This window comes from Micromonospora zhanjiangensis, assembly GCF_042650605.1.
GTDB lineage: Bacteria > Actinomycetota > Actinomycetes > Mycobacteriales > Micromonosporaceae > Micromonospora_J > Micromonospora_J zhanjiangensis.
This window is the reverse complement of the sequence record NZ_JBHSBN010000001.1, coordinates 496,429-513,662: the sequence shown is the minus strand read 5'-3', so window position 1 is coordinate 513,662 and position 17,234 is coordinate 496,429. Positions and strand designations below refer to the sequence as shown.

Genomic DNA, 17,234 nt, shown 5'->3' with positions numbered 1-17,234 from the left:
GCTCAGTTCTCCTTGAACGGGAAGCCCAGGAGCTTCAGCAGCGCCCGGCCCTCGTCGTCGGTCGTGGCGGTGGTCACCACCGTGATGTCCATGCCCCGCTGGCGATCGATCCGGTCCTGGTCGATCTCGTGGAACACCGACTGCTCGGTCAGGCCGAACGTGTAGTTGCCGTGCCCGTCGAGCTTGCGCCCGTCGAGCCCGCGGAAGTCACGGATACGCGGCAGCGCGATGGACAGCAACCGGTCCAGGAACTCCCACATCCGGTCGCCGCGCAGGGTGACCTTCGCCCCGATCGGCATGCCCTCCCGCAGCTTGAACTGCGCGATGGACTTGGTCGCCCGGCGCACCTGCGGCTTCTGCCCGGTGATGGTGGCCAGGTCGCGCACCGCGCCGTCGATCAGCTTCGCGTCTCGGGCCGCCTCGCCGACACCCATGTTGACGACGATCTTGACCAGGCCCGGCACCTGCATCGGGTTGGCGTAGTTGTGCTGCTCACGCAGCTTGGCCACGATCTCGTTGCGGTACCGCTCCTTGAGGCGCGGCATGGTCTTGGTTTCGGTCGCCGTCGTCATCACAGGTCCTTACCGGTGCTACGCGCGATGCGGACCTTCTGGCCGTTGTCGTCGATCCGGTAGCCGACGCGGGTCGGCTTGCCGTCGGAGTCCAGGATCTGCACGTTCGAGACGTGGATCGGGGCCTCCTGGGTGACGATGCCACCGGTCTGGGCGCCACGCTGAGTGGTGCTGATGCGAGTGTGCTTCTTGATCCGGTTCACGCCCTCGACCAGGACCTTGTCCTGCCGCGGGTAGGCCGCGATGACCTTGCCCTTGGCGCCCTTGTCCTTGCCGGCGATGACGACGACCGTGTCACCCTTCTTGATTCTCACGGTCACAACACCTCCGGAGCGAGGGAAATGATCTTCATGAACCGCTTGTCCCGCAGCTCCCGGCCCACCGGGCCGAAAATGCGGGTACCGCGCGGGTCGCCACCGTCCTTGATGATGACGGCGGCGTTCTCGTCGAAACGGATGTACGAGCCGTCCGGCCGCCGCTTCTCCTTCGCGGTGCGGACGATGACCGCCTTGACGACGTCGCCCTTCTTCACACCAGCACCGGGGATGGCGTCCTTGACCGTGGCCACGATGACATCGCCGATGCTCGCGTAGCGCCGACCGGAGCCACCGAGAACGCGGATGCACAGGATCTCCCGGGCACCCGTGTTGTCGGCGACACGCAGTCGCGACTCCTGCTGAATCACGTCTATCTCCTATGTCTGCCAGTTCTCAGCCGGTCGACCCGGTTGAGCTTGGCGGAACCCTGAGCCTTGTTGTTTCGCCCTGCCGCGCAGGAGGTACGGCTCTTACTTGGCCTTCTCGAGGATCTCCACGATCCGCCACCGCTTGGTGGCGGACAGCGGCCGGGTCTCCATGATCAGCACCCGGTCGCCGGTACCGGCCGAGTTCTGCTCGTCGTGCACCTTCAGCTTGCTCGTCCGGCGCATGACCTTGCCGTACAGGGCGTGCTTGACCCGGTCCTCGACCTCGACCACGACGGTCTTGTCCATCTTGTCGCTGATCACGAGGCCCTCGCGCACCTTGCGCTGCGGCCGCGTGGCGGCGGTGGTGTTGTTCTCGCTCATGATGCAGTCACCTCAGTCGGCGCGGCCGAGAGTCCCAGCTCGCGCTCACGCATGATCGTGTAGATCCGGGCGATGTCCCGACGGATGACCTGCAGCCGACGGTTGTTGTCGAGCTGGCCGGTCGCGGCCTGCACGCGGAGGTTGAACAGCTCCGCCTTGGCCTCGCGCAGCTTCGTGACCAGCTCCTCCTCTGGGAGCTCACGCAGCTCGCCGGCCTTAACGCCCGCTGCCATCAGGATTCACCCACTTCGCGCGTAACAATGCGGCACTTCATCGGGAGCTTGTGGATCGCGCGACGCATCGCCTCTCGCGCGATCTGCTCGTTGGGGAAGGACATCTCGAAGAGCACCCGCCCCGGCTTCACGTTGGCCACCCACCACTCGGGCGAGCCCTTACCGGAACCCATCCGGGTCTCGGCCGGCTTCTTGGTCAGGGCCTGGTCCGGGAAGACCGAGATCCAGACCTTGCCACCACGCTTGATGTGCCGGGTCATCGCGATACGGGCCGACTCGATCTGTCGGTTCGTCACGTAGGCCGGCTCCAGCGCCTGGATTCCGAACTCGCCGAACACCACCCGGTTGCCGCCCTTCGACGCGCCACTGCGGCCGGGGTGGTGCGGCTTGCGGAAGCCCTTCGGGGGCTTGCGCGGCATCAGCATCTGTCAGCCCTCCTGCGCTGAGCTGTCCGATCCGGTCGCCGAGGCGGCCGGAGTGGCCGGCGCGGCGGTGGCCGGCGCGGCACTTTCGTTCGTGGCCTCGGGCGCACCGCCGGTTATCCCGGCGGCGGCCGCCCGGCCGGCCTCGGTGCCGCCGGCGGTGGTGCCGGAGGAACCGGAGCGACCACGACGCGGCCGGTCGGGCCGGTCACCGCGGTCGCGGCGGGGCCGCGACGGAGCCTCGGCCGGGGCCTCCCGACCGGGTACGGCGTCGCCCTTGTAGATCCACACCTTCACGCCGATCCGACCGAAGGTGGTACGCGCCTCGAAGAAGCCGTACTCGATGTTGGCCCGCAGCGTGTGCAGCGGCACCCGACCCTCGCGGTAGAACTCGGTCCGGCTCATCTCCGCGCCGCCGAGACGGCCGGAGACCTGCACCCGGATGCCCTTGCAGACCGGGTTCTTCATCGCCGACTGCATGGCCTTACGCATCGCCCGGCGGAAGCTGACCCGGCTGGACAGCTGCTCGGCGACGCCCTGGGCCACCAGCTGCGCGTCCGACTCCGGGTTCTTCACCTCGAGGATGTTGAGCTGGACCTGCTTGCCGGTCAGCTTCTCGAGCTTGCCGCGGATCTTGTCGGCCTCCGCACCCTTCCGGCCGATGACGATGCCCGGCCGGGCGGTGTGGATGTCGACCCGGACCCGGTCCCGGGTGCGCTCGATGTCGACCTTGGAAATTCCGGCCCGCTCGAGCCCGGTGGACATCATCCGGCGGATCTTGACGTCCTCGCCGATGTAGTCCTTGTAGAGCTTGTCCGCGAACCAGCGCGACTTCCAGTCGGTCGAAATGCCGAGCCGGAACCCGTGCGGGTGAACCTTCTGACCCATTACTCCGCACCCTCCGTCTTGCTCTGCGTTTCCGCCGACTCCTCGGTCGCCGTGGCCGGCGTGGCCTGCTCCGCCGAGGTGGCCTTCTTCGCCGCCGCCTTCTTGGCCGGCGCCGCCTTCTTGGCCGGCGTCGCCACCGCCACGGCCTCGACCGCGATGGTGATGTGGCAGGTCCGCTTGCGGATCCGGTACGCCCGGCCCTGTGCCCGCGGCCGGAACCGGTTCATGGTCGGACCCTCGTCCACGTACGCCTCGCTGACGAGCAGCGCGTCAGGGTCCAGCCGCTCGTTGTTCTCGGCGTTGGCGATCGCGCTGGCGAGCACCTTGTAGACCTGCTCGCTCGCGGCCTGCGGCGCGAACTGCAGCACCGTGAGCGCCTCCTTCGCGGGCAGACCGCGGACGAGGTTGACCACCCGGCGCGCCTTGGTCGGCGAGATGCGCACGTGCCGCGCAACCGCCCGCGCGCCCGGAAGCACCGGAGCGTCGCCCTTAACTGGCATCGCTGTAACCCCTTGATCCTTTGTCTCTGCCCGGCTCAGCGCCGACGGCTCTTCCGGTCGTCCTTCTCGTGACCCTTGAACGTCCGGGTCAGCGCGAACTCGCCGAGCTTGTGCCCGACCATCGCCTCGGTGACGAACACCGGGACGTGCTTGCGGCCGTCATGCACGGCGATCGTGTGCCCGAGCATCTCCGGGATGATCGTCGAGCGCCGCGACCAGGTCTTGATGACGTTCTTCGAGCCCTTGTCGTTCTGCGTCTCCACCTTCTTGAGCAGGTGGTCGTCGATGAACGGGCCCTTCTTCAGGCTGCGAGGCATCTTCTATCTCCCTCAGCCGCGCTTACGCGTGGCGTAGCGACGGCGGACGATCAGCCGGTCACTCGGCTGGCCCTTGCGACGGGTACGGCCCTCGGGCTTACCCTGCGGGTTGACCGGGTGGCGACCACCGGAGGTCTTACCCTCACCACCACCGTGCGGGTGGTCGACCGGGTTCATGGCCACACCACGGACGGTCGGGCGCTTGCCCTTCCACCGCATCCGGCCGGCCTTACCCCAGTTGATGTTCGACTGGTCGGCGTTGCCGATCTCACCGACGGTGGCCCGGCAGCGCACGTCCACCCGGCGGATCTCGCCCGAGGGCATCCGCAGCGTGGCGTACGCGCCTTCCCGGCCGAGCAGCTGGATGCCGACACCGGCCGAGCGGGCCAGCTTGGCACCCCCGCCCGGGCGCAGCTCGACGCCGTGGATGGTGGTACCCACCGGGATGTTCCGCAGCGGCAGGTTGTTGCCGGGCTTGATGTCGGCGCTCGGGCCGGACTCCACCGTGGCGCCCTGCTTCAGGTCCTTCGGCGCGATGATGTAGCGCTTCTCGCCGTCGGCGTAGTGCAGCAGCGCGATCCGGGCGGTGCGGTTCGGGTCGTACTCGATGTGCGCGACCTTGGCCGGCACGCCGTCCTTGTCGACCCGCTTGAAGTCGATCAGGCGGTACTGCCGCTTGTGCCCACCGCCGTGGTGCCGGGTGGTGATCCGGCCGTGGACGTTCCGTCCACCCTTCTTCGGCAGCGGAGCGAGCAGCGACTTCTCGGGAGTCGACCGGGTGATCTCGGCGAAGTCCGAGACGCTGGAGCCGCGTCGGCCGGGCGTCGTCGGCTTGTACTTACGGATAGCCATTGTCTATACCCCTCAGCTGACCGGGCCGCCGAAGGCCTCGATGCGGTCACCGTCAGCCAGCTTCACCATCGCCCGCTTGGTGTCCTTGCGCTTGCCGAAGCCGGTGCGGCTCCGCTTGCGCTTGCCCTCGCGGTTGAGGGTGTTCACCGTCAGGACGCGGACGTTGAAGATCTGCTGGATAGCGATCTTGATCTCGGTCTTGTTGGCGTCCGGGCTGACCAGGAACGTGTACCAGTTCTTGTTCAGCTCGCTGTAGCTCTTCTCCGAGACGACCGGCGCCACGATGATGTCGCGCGGGTCGGCGATGGTGCTCACTTGCCACCCTCCTCGGTGGTCTCGGCCGGCACGCCCAGGAACTCGTCCAGCGCTTCCTTGGTGAAGACCACGTCGTCGGCGACCAGCACGTCGTACGTGTTGAGCTGGCCGGCCTCGATCAGGTGCACCTGGTTGCCCGGCTCGCTGCGCAGGTTGCGCAGCGACAGCCAGTTGAGCTCGTCCGTCCGGCTCAGGACGACCAGCGCCCGGCGGGCCCCGGTGACCTTGCGCAGGGTCTCCAGCGCCGCCTTGGTCGACGGCTTGTCACCGCTGACGAACGCCTCGACGACGTGCACCTGGCCGGCGCGGGCCCGGTCGGACAGCGCACCGCGCAGCGCGGCGGCCTTCATCTTCTTCGGGGTCCGCTGGCTGTAGTCGCGCGGCACGGGACCGTGCACGACGCCACCGCCGGCGAACTGCGGCGCCCGGGTCGAACCCTGGCGGGCCCGGCCGGTGCCCTTCTGCTTGTACGGCTTCTTGCCGCCACCGGAGACCTCGCCGCGGGTCTTCACCTTGTGCGTGCCCTGGCGGGCGGCCGCCAACTGGGCCACCACCACCTGGTGCATCAGCGCCACGTTGGCCTGCGCGTCGAAGATGTCGGCGGGCAGTTCGACCGAACCGCCCTTGCCGCCCTCGACGGTCAGTACGTCAACGGTCGTCACTTCGCGCCACCGCCCCTCTTCACCTGGGCCTTGGCCGCGCTGCGGACCAGGACCAACGCGCCCTTCGGGCCGGGGATCGCGCCCCGGACCAGGATCAGGTTGTTCTCGGTGTCGACGGCCTGGATCTTCAGGTTCTGCACGGTGAACCGCACGCCACCCATCCGACCGGCCATCCGGACGCCCTTGAAGACGCGACCCGGGGTGGCGCAGGCGCCGATCGAGCCGGGCGAGCGGTGCTTGCGCTCGACACCGTGGCTCGCGCGCAGACCGTGGAAGCCGTGCCGCTTCATCACACCGGCGAAGCCCTTGCCCTTGGTCTTGCCGGTCACGTCGATCGCCGAACCCTCGGCGAACGCCTCGACGGTGACCTCCTGGCCGAGCTCGTACTCGCCCGCGTCGGTGGTGCGCAGCTCGACGATGTGTCGGCGCGGCGCCACGTCCGCCTTGGCGTAGTGGCCGCGGAGCGGCTTCTTGACCTTGCGCGGGTCGACCGCGCCGTACGCCAACTGGATCGCCGCGTAGCCGTCCTTGTCGGCGGTACGGACCTGGCTCACGACACACGGGCCGGCCTGCACCACGGTCACCGGGACAACGCGGTTGTTGTCCCAGACCTGGGTCATGCCGAGCTTGGCGCCCAGGATCCCCTTAACTTGCCTGTCCATTAGTCCGGTCCCTACAGCTTGATCTCGATGTCGACGCCAGCCGGCAGGTCGAGGCGCATGAGCGAGTCGACCGTCTTGGGAGTCGGGTCGATGATGTCGATGAGCCGCTTGTGCGTACGCATCTCGAAGTGCTCGCGCGAGTCCTTGTACTTGTGCGGCGAACGGATCACGCAGAAACGGTTGATCTCCGTGGGCAGCGGCACCGGGCCCGCGACCTGCGCCCCGGTGCGCGTCACCGTCTCGACGATCTTCCGCGCCGAGGAGTCGACGACCTCGTGGTCATAGGCCTTGAGCCGGATGCGGATCTTCTGTCCCGCCATGGTGGCTTCTGTTCCTTCTCTCGATGCCGCTGTGTTGCGGGCGCTGACGCCGTGTGACGCAGTCCCACTTGGTCCGACCCCCGCGGTCGGGCGTGTCGCGCCCGTTGGACATGCTCCGCCCCAGATAACCGGAGCGATCCCAGTCCGCGTGGTGGATCGGAGGCGCCGGGCACGTCTTGCTGTCGCCCGCGCCGGGCGCGGGTGGTTGACCGCACAGGGCCGCCAACCACCCGTCGCCTACGCAACCTGACTAGTATGCCGCACTATGCAGCGGCAACGCTAATCGGGGTTACCTTACTCACTTGATAATCTTGGTGACGCGACCCGCGCCGACCGTACGACCACCCTCGCGGATCGCGAACTTGAGGTTGTCCTCCATCGCGATCGGCTGGATGAGCTTGACGGCCATCGAGGTGTTGTCGCCCGGCATGACCATCTCGGTGCCCTCGGGCAGCGTGACGACGCCGGTGACGTCCGTGGTCCGGAAGTAGAACTGCGGACGGTAGTTCTGGAAGAACGGGGTGTGCCGGCCGCCCTCCTCCTTGGAGAGGATGTAGACGGTCGCCTCGAACTCCGTGTGCGGGGTGGTGGTGCCGGGCTTGACGACCACCATGCCGCGCTCGACGTCCTCGCGCTTGATACCCCGCAGCAGCAGACCGACGTTCTCGCCCGCGCGGGCCTCGTCGAGCAGCTTGCGGAACATCTCGATACCGGTGCAGGTCGTCTTCATCGACTTCTCCTTGATGCCGACGATCTCCACCTCCTCGTTGGGCTTGAGGATGCCGCGCTCGGCGCGGCCGGTGACCACGGTGCCCCGACCGGTGATCGTGAAGACGTCCTCGATGGGCATGAGGAACGGCTTCTCGGTCTCCCGCTCCGGCTGCGGAATCGCGGTGTCCACCGCGTTCATCAGCTCCATGAGCTTGTCGGTCCACTCGGGCTCGCCCTCGAGCGCCTTCAGCGCCGAGACCCGGACGACCGGCAGGTCGTCACCCGGGTACTCCTGCGACGACAGCAGCTCACGGACCTCGAGCTCGACGAGCTCGAGCAGCTCCTCGTCGTCCACCATGTCGCTCTTGTTCAGCGCCACGACGATGTACGGCACGCCGACCTGGCGGGCCAGCAGCACGTGCTCGCGGGTCTGCGGCATCGGGCCGTCGGTCGCCGCGACCACCAGGATGGCGCCGTCCATCTGCGCCGCACCGGTGATCATGTTCTTGATGTAGTCGGCGTGCCCGGGGCAGTCGACGTGCGCGTAGTGCCGCGCCTCGGTCTGGTACTCGACGTGAGAAATCGAGATGGTGATACCCCGGGACTTCTCCTCCGGCGCCTTGTCGATCTGGTCGAACGGCGTGTAGGGGTTGACATCCGGGTAACGGTCGTGCAGGACCTTCGTGATGGCCGCCGTCAGCGTCGTCTTACCGTGGTCAATGTGACCAATGGTGCCGATGTTGACGTGCGGCTTAGTCCGCTCGAACTTCGCCTTCGCCACTGGTGTCCTCCTGTGGACTTCTCTGTTCGTACGCCCGGCACGCCGTTCGGCGTCAGGGACTCTGTCGACAGCCTTTCCGACCGGGTGGCCGGGAAGAACCTGGCGGTCCGGTCGGCACTCGACCGACCGGGCCGCGTTTGTCTTGCGGCGGTGAAACCTTCAGGCCTGGTGCGTACAGCCCGGCCCGTGAAGGTCGCGGGCGAGATTACCCGTCCGCGACCCTCGCGGTATCACCGGCCCAGCAGACCGGCGCCGACTACTCGCCAGTCGCCTTCGCGATGATCTCCTTTGCCACGTTCTGCGGAACCTCGGCGTAGGAGTCGAACTGCATGCTGTAGCTCGCCCGGCCCTGGGTCTTCGACCGCAGGTCGCCGACGTAGCCGAACATCTCCGACAGCGGCACCAGGGCCCGGACGACGCGAGCGCCGCTGCGCTCCTCCATCGCCTGGATGATGCCGCGACGGGAGTTGAGGTCGCCGATCACGTCGCCCATGTTCTCCTCGGGCGTCGTGACCTCGACGGACATCATCGGTTCGAGCAGCGCCGGGTCGGCCTTGCGGGCCGCGTCCTTGAGCACCATCGAACCGGCGATCTTGAAGGCCATTTCCGACGAGTCGACCTCGTGGTACTGACCGTCCAGCAGCGTCAGCTTGAGACCGACCAGCGGGAAGCCGGCGAGGATGCCGTACTGCATGGCGTCCTGGGCCCCGGCGTCCACCGACGGGATGAACTCCCGCGGCACGCGGCCACCGGTGACGGCATTGGCGAACTCGTACGTCGGCGCGTCGTTGCCCAGCGGCAGCGGCTCCAGGCTGACGATGACCCGGGCGTACTGACCCGATCCACCGGTCTGCTTCTTGTGGGTGTACTCGATCTTGTCCACCTTGCGGCGGATCGTCTCGCGGTACGCCACCTGCGGCTTACCGATGTTGGCCTCGACGTTGAACTCGCGGCGCATCCGGTCGACCAGGATGTCCAGGTGCAGCTCGCCCATGCCGGAGATGACCGTCTGACCGGTCTGCTCGTCGAGCTTGACCCGGAAGGTCGGGTCCTCCTCGGCGAGCCGCTGGATGGCGGTGCTGAGCTTCTCCTGGTCGGCCTTGGTCTTGGGCTCGATCGCCACCTCGATGACCGGCTCGGGGAAGGTCATCGACTCCAGGATCACCGGGTTGGCCGGGTCGCAGAGGGTGTCACCGGTGGTGGTCTGCTTCAGACCCTGCACGGCGATGATGTCGCCAGCCTGCGCGCTCGACCGTTCCTCGCGCTTGTTGGCGTGCATCTGGTAGATCTTGCCGATCCGCTCTTTGCGGTCCTTGGTGGAATTGATCACCTGCGAACCGGATTCGAGCGTGCCGGAGTAGATCCGGACGTAGGTGAGCTTGCCCAGGTGTTTGTCCGTCTGGATCTTGAACGCCAGCGCCGAGAACGGCTCCGAGATCGAGGGCATCCGCTGCAGCGGCGTCTCACCGTCGGTCGCCGTGCCCTCGATCGCCGGAACGTCCAGCGGCGACGGCAGGTACGCGACCACCGCGTCGAGCATGGGCTGAATGCCCTTGTTCTTGAACGCGGTGCCGGTCAGGACGGGGTTGGCCTTGCCCGCGATCGTGGCACGCCGGATGGCGGCCTTGATCTCGTCGCTGGAGAGTTCCGCACCGTCCAGGGACTCCAGGTACTTCTCCGTGAACGCGTCGTCAGCGCTGGACAGCGTATCGAGCAGCTTCTCGCGCCACTCGGCGGCACTGTCGGCGAGGTCGGCCGGAATCTCCTCGACCGCGTAGTCCTCACCCTTGGCCGTCTCGCCACGCCAGGTCAGCGCGCGCATCTCGACCAGGTCGACGACGCCGATGAAGTCGGACTCGGCGCCGATCGGGATCTGCAGCACGAGCGGGGTGGCGTTCAGCCGGTCGATCATCATCTGCACGCAGCGGAAGAAGTCGGCACCGGTCCGGTCGAGCTTGTTGACGAAGCACATCCTGGGGACGTTGTACTTGTCCGCCTGCCGCCAGACGTTCTCGGTCTGCGGCTCCACACCGGCCACACCGTCGTAGACGGCGACCGCACCGTCGAGCACCCGCAGCGAACGCTCCACCTCGACGGTGAAGTCGACGTGGCCCGGGGTGTCGATGATCTGGATCGTGTAGCCCTTCCACTCACACTTGGTGGCGGCGGAGGTGATGGTGATCCCCCGCTCCTGCTCCTGCTCCATCCAGTCCATGACGGCGGCGCCCTCGTGGACCTCACCGATCTTGTAGGTGATGCCGGTGTAGAACAGGATCCGCTCAGTGGTGGTGGTCTTACCGGCATCGATGTGCGCCATGATGCCGATGTTGCGTACCTTGGCGAGCGCGTCTGCGGCGGCCACTTCAAATCCCTTCAGAGCCTGCGGCTCTCGAACAGCCATGGGGGCCTTCGGCCCACTACCCATGCGGCGCGGCGGAGCCGGACGGCCCCGCCGCGGCCCGGTCGGTTACCAGCGGTAGTGCGCGAAGGCCTTGTTGGACTCGGCCATCTTGTGGGTGTCCTCGCGCCGCTTGACGGCGGCACCAAGACCGTTGCTCGCGTCGAGCAGCTCGTTCATCAGCCGCTCGATCATGGTCTTCTCCCGGCGGGCCTTGGAGTAGGTGACCAGCCAGCGCAGCCCGAGCGTGGTCGCCCGGGACGGACGGACCTCGACCGGCACCTGGTAGGTGGCGCCACCCACCCGGCGGCTGCGGACCTCCAAGGTCGGCTTCACGTTGTCCATCGCCCGCTTGAGGGTGACGACGGGGTCGGTGCCGGTCTTCTCCCGGCAGCCCTCCAGCGCGCCGTAGACGATGCGCTCGGCGAGCGCACGCTTGCCACGAAGAAGGATCTTGTTGACCAACTGGGTGACCAACGGCGAGTTGTACACCGGGTCAGCGACCAGCGGCCGACGAGGAGCGGGGCCCTTACGAGGCATGTCAGCTCTTCTCCTTCTTTGCGCCGTAACGGCTGCGCGCCTGCTTGCGGTTGCGGACACCCTGGGTGTCCAGCGAACCGCGAACGATCTTGTAACGGACGCCAGGGAGGTCCTTCACCCGGCCGCCGCGGACGAGCACGATCGAGTGCTCCTGCAGGTTGTGGCCGACGCCGGGGATGTACGCGGTCACCTCGATCTGGCTGCTCAGCTTCACGCGAGCGACCTTGCGCAGCGCCGAGTTCGGCTTCTTCGGGGTGGTGGTGTAGACGCGCGTGCACACACCGCGCCGCTGCGGGCTCCCCTTGAGCGCCGGCGTCTTGGTCTTGGTCGTCTTCGCTTGGCGGCCCTTGCGGACCAACTGCTGGATCGTGGGCACCGGGTTTCTCCGCTCCCTTCGGCCGCCTCAGCGGCCGCGCCGTTTCCTGTTAACCGACCCTGGTGGGCGGTTCTCCTACATTCCGCCGGGACCCCCGTCGGTGGCCCCGGTACCCGCGGTCGGGCGTGTCGCCCGGTTCGCGGTTCCGGCGCACGCTGTCGCGTGCTCCGGTGTGCCCGCACCGCAATCAGGCGGGCCATCTGACATTGTCGCGTGGCGCGGCGCCCTATCCCGACGATCGGCGCGAGCGCACGCACGAGTGACCCAGGATGACCCGAGCACAGAGAAAGACTACCTACCGTGCGGGCTCAGGTCAAAACGGAGCCGGGGAGAACTGGGACACAGCCCCCATCCGGTCCCGTCCGAACCGACCGCCCGTCACGGAGTCGACGGATTCGATTTTCGGCAGCAACTCCAGACGACCAGTCTACCGCGTACCGGACGCCCGACCCGACCGAGCCTGGGACATTCGGGGACATGGCCGGGTCAACCGAGCTGGAGCAACAGGGCCAGGCCCATCGCCAACGCCGTACCGCCCAGCCCGACCGCACCACAGACCAGCCCGGCGGTGGCCAGCTTGACGCCGGCGAACCGGATGCCGGGCGGCGGCGCCGGCCGGCGGATCTGCCGACGGGCGAACAGCGCCAACGCCACCGCGGCGGCGCCCAGCAGGCCGGCCAGCATCGCGAAGGCGCCCGCCACCCAACCGCCCCAGCCGGCCCGGGCGCCGACCACGCCGAAGCAGCCGACCAGCAGCGCCACCCCGGCCGAGGCGATGCCGGTGATCAGCGCCGCGACCGCGGGGCCGGAGGTGACCGGCGGCACGTCGAGATGCACCAGCCCGAACGGCGTACCGGGGACCGCCTCGACCCGTCGCGGCGGTCGCTGCGCCTCGCGCGGCGGCGGCGGCACCGCGGCCGGCGGTGCGACACCACCCGGCGGCCCGAAGGGATACGTCGGCTGCGGCGGCCCGAACCCGCCCTCCGGCGGCGGCGCCTGCTGCGTCACGGAACCCCCTCGGAAACCGGTCACACCCCAGCGGTGCTCCGGATCGGCGTCGTCGCCGTCCCGGGTCGGCTGCTCCGGCGGAACCGGACGGAACGGCACCACCGTCGCACGGGCGGCGAGTTGTCAAGATTCAGGCTACCGTCCCGCCGGTGGCGGTCGACCCGCGCCGGGCACCTCAGTCGAACGTCGGCGCGTAGTCCCGCCCGAGCGGGCTGCCGGCCAGGTGGATCACCCCGATCACCACCGCGACCACCACGGTGGTCGCGGCGAGCGCGAGGCCCGTCCAGGCCAGCCGCTCACCGCGGCGCAGCCACGCCGCGCCGGTGAGATAACCCCCCGACGCGTACGCCTCCCGGCGCGCCTGTCCGGCCAGCGCGAGGGCCATCGTGGCGGGGATCAGACCGCCCACGAACAGGCCGGTCGCCGCCGCCATCAGCCCGAGCGCGAACACGGTACGCGCCTTGGTCGACCGGACCGGGTCCGGATCGAGCGGGTGCCGCCTGGGCACCTCCGGCCCGGCGACCGGCACGGTCCCCGGCCGGGCAGCTTCATCCACCCGGCCAGCCTACAAAAAGACGCCGGGCGCGCCGCACGTCGTCGGAACGAACGTACGGCGCGCCCGGCGGGCGGAACCTGTCAGATCAGCGGTACGACCCGAAGTCGAAGTCGTCCAGCGGCACCGCCTGGCCGCTGGCCGGCCCGAACCCGTAGTCGGTCTCCGGGTAGCCGGTCATCGAGTAGACCTTGGCCTTCGCCTCCTCGGTCGGCTCCACCCGGACGTTGCGGTACTTGCTGATGCCGGTACCGGCCGGGATGAGCTTTCCGATGATGACGTTCTCCTTGAGACCGATCAGCGAGTCGCTCCGGGCGTGGATCGCCGCGTCGGTGAGCACCCGGGTGGTCTCCTGGAAGGAGGCCGCCGAGAGCCAGGAGTCGGTCGCCAGCGAGGCCTTGGTGATACCCATCAGCACCGGACGTCCGGCGGCGGGCTCGCCACCCTCGGAGACGAGTCGGCGGTTCTCCGACTCGAACAGCGCCCGGTCGACCAGCACGCCCGGGAGGAACTCGCTGGCTCCCGAGTCGATCACCGTGACCCGCTTGAGCATCTGGCGGATGATGATCTCGATGTGCTTGTCGTGGATGAGCACACCCTGCGACCGGTAGACCTCCTGGACCTCCTGGGTCAGGTGGACCTGGACCGCCCGCGGGCCGAGGATCCGCAGCAACTCGTGCGGGTCGATGGTGCCCTCGGTGAGCTTCTCGCCGACCTCGACGTGATCGCCGTCGTGGGCACGCAGCCGTACCCGCTTGGAGATCTTGTCGTAGACGATCTCGTCGCTGCCGTCGTCCGGCACCACGATGATCTTCCGCGACCGCTCGCCGTCCTCGATCCGGACCCGGCCCGGGGTGTCGGCGATCGGCGCCTTGCCCTTGGGCACCCGAGCCTCGAAGATCTCGGTGACCCGAGGCAGACCCTGGGTGATGTCCTCACCCGCGACACCACCGGTGTGGAACGTCCGCATCGTGAGCTGGGTACCCGGCTCACCGATCGACTGGGCGGCGATGATGCCGACCGCCTCGCCGACGTCCACGGTCTTGCCGGTCGGCAGCGAACGGCCGTAGCACGCACCGCAGACGCCCAGCTTCGACTCGCAGGTGAGCACGCTGCGGACCCGGACCTTGTCCACCCCGGCCGCGACGAGCTTGTCGACCAGCACCGAGTTGAGGTCCGCACCCCGCTGGACCACCAGGTTGCCGTCGGCACCCTTGATGTCGTCGGCCAGCGTCCGGGCGTGCACACCGGTCTCGGCGTGCTCGTGCACCATCAGCTTGCCGTCGAGCAGCTCGCCGACCTGCATCGGGATGGCCCGGTCGGTGCCGCAGTCCTCCTCGCGGATGATCACGTCCTGCGAGACGTCCACCAGACGACGAGTCAGGTAACCCGAGTCGGCGGTCCGCAGGGCCGTGTCGGCCAGACCCTTACGGGCACCGTGCGTGGAGATGAAGTACTCCAGCACGGACAGACCCTCCCGGTAGCTGGCCTTGATCGGCCGCGGGATGATCTCACCCTTCGGGTTGGCCACCAGACCACGGATCGCCGCGATCTGCCGGAGCTGGAGCAGGTTACCGCGAGCACCCGAGTTGATCATCTTCCACAGCGGGTTCTCCTGCGGCAGCGCGGTGTCCATCTCCCTGGCGACCTCGTTGGTCGCCTTGGTCCAGATCTCGATGAGTTCGCCGCGACGTTCCTCGGCGGTCATCAGACCACGCTGGTACTGCTTGTCGATCCGGTCGGCCTCGGCCTCGTGCCGCGCCAGGATCTCCCGCTTGCGCGGCGGCGCGATGACGTCCTCCATGCCGATCGTCACGCCGGACCAGGTTGCCCAGTGGAAACCGGCCTCCTTCAGCCCGTCCAGCGTCGCGGCCAGCGCGACCTTGGGGAACCGCTCGGCGAGGTCGTTGACGATCGCCGAGAGCTGGCCCTTGCGGATCTCATAGTTCACGAACCGGTAGCCCTTGGGCAGGGTCTCGTTGAACAGCACCCGACCCAGCGTGGTCTCCACGGTCAGCGGCTCGCCCGGGGTCCAGTCCTCCGGCTCGGTCCACTTCTCCGCGCCGGCGCCGTTGTCCACGCCGACCACGTCCCGCAGCCGGATCTTCACCGGCGTCTGCAGGTGCAGCTCGCCGTTGTCGAAGGCCATCCGCGCCTCGGCGTCCGAGCTGAACGCCCGGCCCTCGCCCTTCTCGCCCGGGGTGAGGTGGGTGAGGTGGTAGAGGCCGATGACCATGTCCTGGGTGGGCATGGTGACGGGCTTGCCGTCGGCCGGCTTGAGGATGTTGTTCGACGACAGCATCAAGATCCGCGCCTCGGCCTGGGCCTCGGCGGACAGCGGCACGTGCACCGCCATCTGGTCACCGTCGAAGTCGGCGTTGAACGCGGTGCAGACCAGCGGGTGGATCTGGATCGCCTTGCCCTCGACCAGCTGCGGCTCGAACGCCTGGATGCCCAGCCGGTGCAGGGTCGGCGCCCGGTTGAGCAGCACCGGGTGCTCGCCGATGACCTCTTCCAGCACGTCCCACACGACCGGCCGCTGCCGCTCGACCATCCGCTTGGCGGACTTGATGTTCTGCGCGTGGTTGAGGTCCACCAGCCGCTTCATCACGAACGGCTTGAACAGCTCCAGCGCCATCTGCTTGGGCAGGCCGCACTGGTGCAGCTTGAGCTGCGGACCGACCACGATGACCGAACGGCCGGAGTAGTCGACGCGCTTGCCCAGCAGGTTCTGCCGGAACCGGCCCTGCTTGCCCTTGAGCATGTCGGACAGCGACTTCAGCGGACGGTTTCCCGGACCGGTGACCGGCCGACCGCGGCGGCCGTTGTCGAACAGCGCGTCGACGGCCTCCTGCAGCATCCGCTTCTCGTTGTTGACGATGATCTCGGGCGCGCCCAGGTCGATCAGTCGCTTGAGCCGGTTGTTCCGGTTGATCACCCGGCGGTACAGGTCGTTCAGGTCGGAGGTCGCGAACCGGCCACCGTCCAGCTGCACCATCGGCCGCAGGTCCGGCGGGATCACCGGTACGCAGTCGAGCACCATGCCCAGCGGCGAGTTGCGGGTGTTCAGGAACGCCGCGACGACCTTCAGCCGCTTGAGCGCCCGGATCTTCCGCTGCCCCTTGCCGGACCGGATGATCTCGCGGAGGTTCTCGGCCTCGGCGTCCAGGTCCATGTTCTGGACCAGCGCCTTGATCGCCTCGGCACCCATCCCGCCGGTGAAGTACTCACCGAACCGGTCCCGCAGCTCGCGGTAGAGCAGCTCGTCGGTGACCAGCTGCTTCGGCTCCAGCTTGCGGAAGGTGTCGAGCACCTCGTCGAGCCGGTCGATCTCGCGCTGCGCCCGGTCGCGGATCTGGCGCATCTCGCGCTCGCCGCCCTCTTTGACCTTGCGCCGCACGTCGGCCTTGGCACCCTCGGCCTCCAGCTCGGCCAGGTCGGCCTCCAGCTTGGCGGCCCGCTTCTCGATCTCCGAGTCGCGGCTGTTCTCGGCCTGCCGCTTCTCGGCGAGGATCTCGTTCTCGATCGTCGACAGGTCGCGGTGCCGGGACTCGGTGTCCACCCCGGTGACCACGTACGACGCGAAGTAGATGATCTTCTCGAGGTCCTTGGGCGCCAGGTCGAGCAGGTAGCCCAGCCGGCTCGGCACACCCTTGAAGTACCAGATGTGCGTCACCGACGCGGCCAGCTCGATGTGGCCCATCCGCTCGCGGCGGACCTTGGACCGGGTCACCTCGACGCCGCAGCGCTCACAGATGATGCCCTTGAACCGGACCCGCTTGTACTTACCGCAGTAGCACTCCCAGTCCCGCTGCGGACCGAAGATCTTCTCGCAGAAGAGCCCGTCCTTTTCCGGCTTGAGGGTGCGGTAGTTGATCGTCTCAGGCTTCTTGACCTCGCCGTGGGACCACTGACGGATGTCGTCGGCGGTGGCGAGGCCGATGCGCAGCTCGTCGAAGAAGTTGACGTCGAGCACGTTATGTGTCCCCTATGTCGTCGTCGTCAGTACTGCTGTTCCTCGGCCCGGGGTTCGGGGGCCGGCCGACTCGCGTCGGGAT

General features: G+C 68.1%; 21 protein-coding genes. All 21 read right to left on the bottom strand.

Annotation, left to right across the window (positions count from 1 at the left end):
- Window positions 1-2: 2 nt before the first annotated feature.
- The 21 genes from rplE to ACFOX0_RS02415 all read right to left on the bottom strand — a co-directional run bounded on the left by rplE (window position 3) and on the right by ACFOX0_RS02415 (window position 17,152).
- Window positions 3-572: a 50S ribosomal protein L5 gene (rplE, locus tag ACFOX0_RS02515; RefSeq protein ID WP_377541738.1), complete on the bottom strand. Its 570-nt coding sequence runs from the start codon at window positions 570-572 to the stop codon at window positions 3-5.
- On the bottom strand, window positions 572-892 hold the full coding sequence (gene rplX / locus ACFOX0_RS02510; protein ID WP_377541737.1) for a 50S ribosomal protein L24: 321 nt from the start codon (window positions 890-892) through the stop codon (window positions 572-574). The genes rplE and rplX overlap by 1 nt, the downstream gene beginning before the upstream one ends.
- Window positions 889-1,257, bottom strand: a complete 369-nt coding sequence (gene rplN, locus ACFOX0_RS02505) for a 50S ribosomal protein L14 (RefSeq protein ID WP_015619002.1) — start codon at window positions 1,255-1,257, stop codon at window positions 889-891. The genes rplX and rplN overlap by 4 nt, the downstream gene beginning before the upstream one ends.
- Window positions 1,258-1,359: 102 nt before the next feature.
- Window positions 1,360-1,638, bottom strand: a complete 279-nt coding sequence (gene rpsQ, locus ACFOX0_RS02500) for a 30S ribosomal protein S17 (RefSeq protein ID WP_377541735.1) — start codon at window positions 1,636-1,638, stop codon at window positions 1,360-1,362.
- Entirely contained in the window at window positions 1,635-1,871 is a 237-nt protein-coding gene (gene rpmC, locus ACFOX0_RS02495; protein ID WP_377541734.1) for a 50S ribosomal protein L29, read from the bottom strand. The genes rpsQ and rpmC overlap by 4 nt, the downstream gene beginning before the upstream one ends.
- Window positions 1,871-2,296, bottom strand: coding sequence for a 50S ribosomal protein L16 (gene rplP, locus ACFOX0_RS02490; RefSeq protein ID WP_377541733.1), 426 nt, complete (start codon window positions 2,294-2,296; stop codon window positions 1,871-1,873). Before rplP ends, rpmC begins: the two co-directional genes overlap by 1 nt.
- 3 nt (window positions 2,297-2,299) lie before the next feature.
- On the bottom strand, window positions 2,300-3,181 hold the full coding sequence (gene rpsC / locus ACFOX0_RS02485; RefSeq protein ID WP_377541732.1) for a 30S ribosomal protein S3: 882 nt from the start codon (window positions 3,179-3,181) through the stop codon (window positions 2,300-2,302).
- The gene (gene rplV / locus ACFOX0_RS02480; protein ID WP_377541731.1) at window positions 3,181-3,681 is read right to left on the bottom strand and encodes a 50S ribosomal protein L22; all 501 of its coding nucleotides are present in this window, start codon (window positions 3,679-3,681) and stop codon (window positions 3,181-3,183) included. The genes rpsC and rplV overlap by 1 nt, the downstream gene beginning before the upstream one ends.
- 35 nt (window positions 3,682-3,716) lie before the next feature.
- A complete protein-coding gene (rpsS, locus tag ACFOX0_RS02475) occupies window positions 3,717-3,998 on the bottom strand; it encodes a 30S ribosomal protein S19 (RefSeq protein WP_088647003.1) in 282 nt (93 codons plus the stop codon).
- Window positions 3,999-4,010: 12 nt separating this feature from the next.
- Complete coding sequence (gene rplB / locus ACFOX0_RS02470; RefSeq protein ID WP_377541730.1) at window positions 4,011-4,850, bottom strand: 50S ribosomal protein L2; 840 nt, start codon at window positions 4,848-4,850, stop codon at window positions 4,011-4,013.
- Between the two features lie 12 nt (window positions 4,851-4,862).
- Entirely contained in the window at window positions 4,863-5,165 is a 303-nt protein-coding gene (gene rplW / locus ACFOX0_RS02465; protein WP_377541729.1) for a 50S ribosomal protein L23, read from the bottom strand.
- Window positions 5,162-5,827 carry a 50S ribosomal protein L4 gene (gene rplD / locus ACFOX0_RS02460; RefSeq protein ID WP_377541728.1) on the bottom strand — a complete coding sequence of 222 codons (666 nt, stop codon included), beginning with the start codon at window positions 5,825-5,827 and terminating at the stop codon, window positions 5,162-5,164. Before rplD ends, rplW begins: the two co-directional genes overlap by 4 nt.
- On the bottom strand, window positions 5,824-6,489 hold the full coding sequence (gene rplC / locus ACFOX0_RS02455; RefSeq protein ID WP_377541727.1) for a 50S ribosomal protein L3: 666 nt from the start codon (window positions 6,487-6,489) through the stop codon (window positions 5,824-5,826). Before rplC ends, rplD begins: the two co-directional genes overlap by 4 nt.
- A gap of 11 nt (window positions 6,490-6,500) precedes the next feature.
- Complete coding sequence (gene rpsJ / locus ACFOX0_RS02450; RefSeq protein WP_007073037.1) at window positions 6,501-6,809, bottom strand: 30S ribosomal protein S10; 309 nt, start codon at window positions 6,807-6,809, stop codon at window positions 6,501-6,503.
- Window positions 6,810-7,107: 298 nt separating this feature from the next.
- Complete coding sequence (gene tuf / locus ACFOX0_RS02445; protein WP_377541726.1) at window positions 7,108-8,301, bottom strand: elongation factor Tu; 1,194 nt, start codon at window positions 8,299-8,301, stop codon at window positions 7,108-7,110.
- A 256-nt stretch (window positions 8,302-8,557) separates the two neighbouring features.
- Window positions 8,558-10,663 carry an elongation factor G gene (fusA, locus tag ACFOX0_RS02440; RefSeq protein WP_377541725.1) on the bottom strand — a complete coding sequence of 702 codons (2,106 nt, stop codon included), beginning with the start codon at window positions 10,661-10,663 and terminating at the stop codon, window positions 8,558-8,560.
- A 105-nt stretch (window positions 10,664-10,768) separates the two neighbouring features.
- Window positions 10,769-11,239: a 30S ribosomal protein S7 gene (gene rpsG / locus ACFOX0_RS02435; protein WP_377541724.1), complete on the bottom strand. Its 471-nt coding sequence runs from the start codon at window positions 11,237-11,239 to the stop codon at window positions 10,769-10,771.
- 1 nt (window position 11,240) lies between these two features.
- Window positions 11,241-11,615: a 30S ribosomal protein S12 gene (gene rpsL, locus ACFOX0_RS02430; RefSeq protein ID WP_007465318.1), complete on the bottom strand. Its 375-nt coding sequence runs from the start codon at window positions 11,613-11,615 to the stop codon at window positions 11,241-11,243.
- Window positions 11,616-12,101: 486 nt separating this feature from the next.
- On the bottom strand, window positions 12,102-12,623 hold the full coding sequence (locus ACFOX0_RS02425) for a hypothetical protein (RefSeq protein WP_377541723.1): 522 nt from the start codon (window positions 12,621-12,623) through the stop codon (window positions 12,102-12,104).
- Window positions 12,624-12,798: 175 nt separating this feature from the next.
- Window positions 12,799-13,179 (bottom strand): hypothetical protein, encoded by a 381-nt coding sequence (locus ACFOX0_RS02420; RefSeq protein ID WP_377541722.1) that lies wholly within the window; start codon window positions 13,177-13,179, stop codon window positions 12,799-12,801.
- A gap of 85 nt (window positions 13,180-13,264) precedes the next feature.
- Window positions 13,265-17,152, bottom strand: a complete 3,888-nt coding sequence (locus ACFOX0_RS02415; protein WP_377541721.1) for a DNA-directed RNA polymerase subunit beta' — start codon at window positions 17,150-17,152, stop codon at window positions 13,265-13,267.
- Between the last annotated feature and the right edge of the window lie 82 nt (window positions 17,153-17,234).